Below are 609 nucleotides of genomic sequence, written 5' to 3'. Positions count from 1 at the left end.
CAGTTTCATCCATTTGTTTAATATAAATAATACATCCAGCTGCTACTAAAAATGCTAATCCTAAAAATGATGTAACAAATATTAGAATACCGTTAGTAGCATCGACCTCTTTTTTCATTTCATCATAAGTGATGACTTTGTCTCCAAACTGTTTTGCAATTGCTTGAGCTTTTTCCTTTTGTGATGTTTGTTTAATATCATATCCATAAAAAGTATGAACGTTATTTTGTGTTTTCAACTGCTGATACTTTTCAGGACTTACTTCGACGACAGGTGAGTTGAAGCTTAGATTTAAAGGATAAACCCTACCTTTGTCTTCTTGTGTAACACGGAAAGTTTCATTCTTAGTTCCTTTTACTACTAAATCTTTGTTTAAATGGATATTAATAATGTTAGGAAGTGATTTTGTATTTGTAATGATGGCATTGTTGCCTGTTACCTTGTTATTTGCACTTAATATTGAATTCGTGCGATCTGAATCACTACCATTTTCCAAAGTAATAACCTGATCTTTAACATTATCTACAGTAATAGTTTCGTAAGCATTTTTAGAAAATGTAATTTGTTGTTGGCTTAGTTTAGTTTCAAATTGTTTAGCATCTTGAGTAG

At 30.7% G+C, this 609-nt stretch carries 1 pseudogene; it reads right to left on the bottom strand.

Annotated features, from left to right (window positions below):
- Positions 1 to 609 (bottom strand): annotated as a pseudogene (vraE, locus tag IDG60_RS20685) (peptide resistance ABC transporter permease subunit VraE); the annotation flags it as partial.

This window comes from Staphylococcus sp. EG-SA-2 (assembly GCF_017152085.1).
Note: the sequence above shows the minus strand (reverse complement) of the source record. Positions and strands in the feature narration are given on the sequence as shown.